The 5,120-nt window shown below is 68.4% G+C and carries 5 protein-coding genes and 1 pseudogene; 4 read left to right on the top strand and 2 right to left on the bottom strand.

Annotated features, from left to right (window positions below):
• Together AC6EI8_RS23970 and AC6EI8_RS23965 are read left to right on the top strand one after the other, a co-directional pair.
• A pseudogene (locus AC6EI8_RS23970) lies at positions 1-203 on the top strand (hypothetical protein); the annotation flags it as partial.
• An 18-nt stretch (positions 204-221) separates the two neighbouring features.
• Positions 222-584: a hypothetical protein gene (locus AC6EI8_RS23965; RefSeq protein ID WP_498383064.1), complete on the top strand. Its 363-nt coding sequence runs from the start codon at positions 222-224 to the stop codon at positions 582-584.
• A 161-nt stretch (positions 585-745) separates the two neighbouring features.
• Here the strand turns inward: AC6EI8_RS23965 and AC6EI8_RS23960 are convergent, their stop codons facing one another.
• Together AC6EI8_RS23960 and AC6EI8_RS23955 are read right to left on the bottom strand one after the other, a co-directional pair.
• A complete protein-coding gene (locus AC6EI8_RS23960; protein WP_498383063.1) occupies positions 746-1,336 on the bottom strand; it encodes a diguanylate cyclase in 591 nt (196 codons plus the stop codon).
• Between the two features lie 16 nt (positions 1,337-1,352).
• Complete coding sequence (locus AC6EI8_RS23955; protein ID WP_149318055.1) at positions 1,353-2,366, bottom strand: SDR family oxidoreductase; 1,014 nt, start codon at positions 2,364-2,366, stop codon at positions 1,353-1,355.
• Between the two features lie 495 nt (positions 2,367-2,861).
• Here AC6EI8_RS23955 and AC6EI8_RS23950 point away from each other — a divergent pair, with 495 nt between their 5' ends.
• On the top strand, positions 2,862-4,133 hold the full coding sequence (locus AC6EI8_RS23950; RefSeq protein ID WP_498383062.1) for a glycosyltransferase family 4 protein: 1,272 nt from the start codon (positions 2,862-2,864) through the stop codon (positions 4,131-4,133).
• A 13-nt stretch (positions 4,134-4,146) separates the two neighbouring features.
• Positions 4,147-5,120, top strand: a 974-nt coding sequence (locus tag AC6EI8_RS23945) for a UDP-glucuronic acid decarboxylase family protein (RefSeq protein ID WP_498383061.1), incomplete at its 3' end; no start/stop codon positions are given.

Genomic DNA, 5,120 nt, shown 5'->3' with positions numbered 1-5,120 from the left:
CGGGGCGTTCGGTGGCCGCCTGCGGGGCGCTGCTGCGCGGCGAACTGGAGGATCCGATGCTGCGCCCCTGGCTGATCCGCTATTACCACGAGGCGGCCGACCTGCTGCGGGTGCTGGAGCAGTTGACGCGCGAGCAGTACCCGGCCACCACGCGCCGCTCGCCGTCGCGGCCGACCGTCAACCGGCCGCTGCCACACCGCTAGACCACGAAGGCTGTGTCGATGCCGACGAATCCGCCCAACTCACCCGACTCGCCGAATTCCCCCACTGCGCAACCCCCGCGCAATCCCGCTGCCGATCTGCGCCGCGCGCCGGCGGACCCGGTGCTGCCGGCCGCCACGCCGCTTGCCACGCCGCCGGTCACGCGGCCGGCATGGACGCGCCTGCTCGATGCGCTGGCAATGACGCTGCTGGTCGTCGCGGCCGTGCACGAGGCGGTCATCTGGCTGGGGGGAGAAGGCCGGCTGGCGCGCCTGCCGAGTGCCGGTGGCAGCGACAATGCGGTGGTGGTCGGCGTCATCTTCGCGCTGGCCGCGGCCTATGGGGCCTACCTGGTCGTGCGCAGCTGGCGCCGGGTCGGCTGAGCGGCGGGCCAGCCTTCCGACCGGCCGGTCACCTCAGTTCACTCACCCTGGCGCGTTCACCCGAGGTCATTCACCCGAGGTCATTCACCTGAGGTCATTCACCTGAGGTCATTCGCCCGAGGTCATTCGCCCGAGGTCATTCACCTTAACGTCTGCCTCCCTCACCCCTCCGTCACCACCGCCGCGCGCTGCTCGCGCTCGGCGCCATGCTCGCGCCGCCAGCGTCGGCAACGATAAAACTCCTCGACGAAGGGCAACACCCCGCATAGCGCCGTCGCCGCCAGCACCGCGGCGAGATACCAACCGGGCAGCGGCGGCTGTTTCGGCGTCAGCGAGAAGTCGGGAGCCCGGTCGCCCAGTCCGAACAGCGCCAGCGCCTGCGGCCAGTGCGCGACTGCCACCAGCGCCACCGCCGATAACGGCAGCACCTCCAGCAGCCCGTGCATATGCTGTTCGGTCGGGCCGATGACCCTGCGGCCGTACGTGTAATGCACATCCCACCAGGCGGTCGCTGCGTGCACCACCACGGCGACGATCATGATCGCCAGCACCAGCGCATTGACCTCGAAGAACAGCGCCAGCAGCACCGGCACGCCGACCTCGGCCAGCATCAGCAGATGCAGCGCCGATTCGTAGGTGCCCGCACTGCGCTCGATCCGTTCGCGACGATGGCAGGCCCAGTCGCCCAGTCCCGCCATCAGCCACAGCGGGACCAGGCCGTACATCAGGATCAGCGTGGCCGCCTCAGCCATCGTTGCTGCTCATCGCTCATCGCATGCGCGTGCGCCGCATGCCCAGCGCCGCCGCGAGCGCCAGCGACGCGCCGACCACCATTGCGCCGGTCATCACCGGATGGCGGGTGCTGGCGGTATAGGGGCAGGTGCGGACCACGTGCCGGCGCCCTTCGCGCTCGACCAGGTCGTTGGTGGCCTGGAACAGCGCGTTGTTCTCGCGGGGACCCGCGGGACGGGCGGTGCACTGCGCGCGCCCCAGGAAGCGCCGCATCACGCGGTCGTACAGGGCCGGCATGTGGTAAGCCGCGGACGACATGGCCTTGGAAGCGGCGCCGACGAACATGTCGCGGCGCGGATGCTCGGCGGCGAACAGGATCGCCTCGGCCGCCATCTCGGGATCGTAGACCGGCGGCGCCAGTTCCGGCTCGACGTCCAGATAGTTCTTGGCATGGCTGGCGAACGGCGTGTCGAGCGCCGCCGGCTTGATCAGCGTGACCGACACCGGCGCGCGTTCCTGTTCGAGCTCGAGCCGCAGCGAGTCGGTAAAGCCCTTGATCGCATGCTTGGACGCGGCATAGGCGCTCTGCAGCGGCAGCGGTACATCGGAGGCCTCGCTGCCCATGTTGATGATCGCGCCGCCCCGCTCGCGCAGATGCGCGGCCGCGACCAGCGAGCCATGGACCACACCCCAGTAATTGGTATCGAACAGCTTGCGCTGGTCCTCCATCGGTACCTCGTTGTACCGGCCGTAGATCGTCACCCCCGCGTTGTTGACCCAGGTATCGAAGCCGCCGAAGCGCTCGATCGCCGCTTGCGCGAGCGCCTTGACCGCCTCGAGATCGCCGACGTCGGTCGGCACGGTGATCACTTCGGAACCGGTCTCGCGCAACTGTTCGGCGAGCTGGTGCAGCGCCTCTTCGCTGCGCGCCGCAAGAACCAGCTTCGCGCCGCGCGCGGCCGCCTTGCGCGCCGCGAGCAGGCCCACGCCGCTGGTGGCGCCGGTGATCACGATCACCTGCGACCCGATTTTCTTCAGCGTCATTCTCATCTGCTTGCTACTCCAGCGGCCCGGGTCTCCATCCACCGCATCGCGGCGCCGCACCACGCGCGTGGCAGCCGGCACGGGCCTCGCCGCCGGCAGCCTTGACCTTCCTGCAAAGAGCGTTCCCGGAGTTGCTCCGGCGATGCTCGTGCGCTACCGCGGCACCGTTGTGCAACGGAAGTGCGCACGCAGCGCAAACGCAACGCAAACGGAGCGCCGGTGCGTCGCGCACGCGGGACATGCAACAGTGGCCCATCGCCGCCTGCTAGCTCGTATTACAAAATGCTGCAATTTCGCCATGGCGCCGGACAGCGCCCTGCGAACGCCGGCGCAGATTTTCATGTGCGGCATGGGAACCGAACGAGAAGCGATATAACGCTTCTCGCCGTCAACAGCCTGAGAAGTCGCACGCTGGCATGCAAGCTGCAATCACGCTGGCTTTACTAGCGAGCGGATCGCCCGGCTGCGACGGCCGGCAGCTCGCTCCCCTGGGAGCCAACCATGCAAAGGATCGCGCTGATCAGCGAGCACGCTTCCCCTCTGGCCGGGCCGGGTAGCGTGGACAGTGGAGGACAGAACATCTACGTGGCGCAGCTGGCGCGCCATCTTGGCAAGCGAGGCTATCCGGTGGACGTGTTCACGCGCCGCGACAAGGGCCTGTTGCCCGAGGTCGTGGCGTTCGCTCCGAACGTGCGCGTGATCCATGTTCCCGCCGGCCCCGCGGTCCACGTGCCGAAGGAACAGCTGTTGCCTTATATGGACGAGTTCGGCGCGTATATGGCCGAATTCATGGCGCGCGATCGCGTCGGCTATATGGTGATGCACGCGAACTTCTTCATGTCGGGGTTGGCGGCGCTGCGCGTCAAGCAAAAGCTTGCTATTCCGCTGGTCATGACGTTCCATGCGCTCGGCAAGGTCAGGCGCCAGCACCAGGGCAGCGCCGACGGCTTTCCCGACTGCCGCTTCGAGATCGAGGAGCGGCTGGTACGCGAGTCGGACTGCGTGATCGCCGAATGCCCGCAGGACCGGCACGACCTGATCCGCCTCTATGGCGCCGATCCCGGCACGATCGAGACGGTGCCGTGCGGCTTCGACGGCGACGAATTCTCGCCGGTGCCGCGCCTCGAAGCACGGCGCGCGCTCGGCTGGCCGTCGCATGAATTCTCGGTGCTGCAGCTCGGCCGCATGGTGCCGCGCAAGGGCATCGACAACGTGGTGCGTGCGATGGGCGAGCTGCGGCGCGCGTTCGGCCTGCGCGCCCGGCTGTATGTGGTCGGCGGCAATTCCGATCAGCCCAGCCCCGCGGCGACGCCGGAGATCGGCCGGCTGCAGAAGATCGCCGTCGAGGAAGGCGTGGTCGACGCGGTGACCTTCGTCGGCCGGCGCGGCCGCGAGCAATTGCGGCTGTTCTACAGCGCGGCCGACGTGTTCGTCACCACGCCGTGGTACGAGCCGTTCGGCATCACGCCGGTCGAGGCGATGGCCTGCGGCGTACCGGTGATCGGCGCCGCGGTCGGCGGCATCCGCAGCACCGTGCTGAATGGCCGTACCGGCTACCTGGTGCCGCCCAACGATCCCGCGGCACTGGCCGCTCGGCTCGCGCGGCTGGCGTGCGACCCGACGGTGGCCGAGCGCATGGGCGCATCCGGCCGCCGCCGCGCGCACGCGCATTTCACCTGGGCCGGTGTCGCCGCGCGGATGGAAACGGTATATGCGCGGCTGGCCGGTGTCACCGTCGACGACACGGCGCAAGCGCCGCAAGTCGCGGCCTGAACGGAGCGACCCCATGAAAGAAGCCAATCGACGCCGCGTGCTGGTCACAGGAGGCGCGGGCTTTCTCGGCTCGCATCTGTGCGACCGGCTCGTGCAGGCCGGACACGACGTGCTGTGCGTGGACAACTTCTATACCGGCAGCAAGGACAATATCGCGCACCTGTTGCGCGAGCCGAATTTCGAGCTGATGCGTCACGACGTGACCTTTCCGCTCTATGTCGAGGTCGACCAGATCTACAACCTTGCCTGCCCGGCCTCCCCTGTCCACTACCAGAGCGATCCCGTGCAGACCACCAAGACCAGCGTGCATGGCGCCATCAATATGCTGGGGCTGGCCAAGCGCGTGAAGGCCCGCATCCTGCAGGCGTCGACCAGCGAGGTCTACGGCGACCCCGACTGCCACCCGCAGCAGGAGTCGTACTGGGGCCATGTCAATCCGATCGGTCCGCGCTCCTGCTACGACGAAGGCAAGCGCTGCGCGGAGACGCTGTTCATGGACTATCACCGCCAGCACGGCGTCGACGTGCGCATCGCGCGGATCTTCAACACCTACGGCCCGCGCATGCATCCCGCCGATGGGCGCGTGGTGTCCAACTTCATCACGCAGGCGCTGTCGGGCCAGCCGCTGACCGTCTATGGCGACGGCTCGCAGACGCGCTCGTTCTGCTATGTCGACGACCTGATCGAAGGGCTGATCCGGCTGATGGACGCGCCCGGCGACCACAGCACACCGATCAACCTGGGCAATCCGTGCGAGCTGTCGATGCTGGAGATCGCCCGCAAGGTGCTGGCGGCGACGGGCTCGTCCGCACCGATCGTGATGCGCCCGCTGCCGGAGGACGATCCGCGCCAGCGTTGCCCCGATATCACGCAGGCGGGACTGCAGCTGCAGTGGGCGCCGCGCATCGATCTGGACGAAGGGCTGCGCCGAACCGTTGCCTACTTCGCCGAGCGGCTGGCGCGTGGCGCGGGCATGCCGGCACCGGC

It is taken from the genome of Cupriavidus sp. R6-3, assembly GCF_059772245.1.
The sequence above is the reverse complement of the archived record's forward strand: the minus strand, read 5'-3'. Positions and strand labels throughout refer to the sequence as shown.